Below are 231 nucleotides of genomic sequence, written 5' to 3' on the forward strand. Positions count from 1 at the left end.
TGACCGGCACACAGGTGTGGCCCTTGTCCTGGGTGCGCGAGAAGATGCGTGCGATCTGCTTCTTGTGCAACAGCAGCTTGCGCGTGCGCTGCGGGTCCGCCACCGCGTGGGTGTTGGCGGTTTCCAGCGGATGGATGTGGCAGCCCAGCAGCCAGGCTTCGGCATTCTTGATCACGATATAGGTATCGGTCAGCTGGCCCTTGCCTGCGCGCAGCGCCTTCACTTCCCAGC

Annotated in this window: 1 protein-coding gene; it reads right to left on the reverse strand. The window is 63.6% G+C overall.

Annotation, left to right across the window (positions count from 1 at the left end):
• On the reverse strand, window positions 1-231 hold a 231-nt coding region (locus R0J88_RS24010), incomplete at both ends, for an SsrA-binding protein (RefSeq protein ID WP_410901459.1).

Source organism: Pseudoalteromonas sp. SIMBA_162 (genome assembly GCF_046535955.1).
In the GTDB taxonomy this organism is placed as follows: Bacteria; Pseudomonadota; Gammaproteobacteria; order Enterobacterales; family Alteromonadaceae; genus Pseudoalteromonas; species Pseudoalteromonas marina.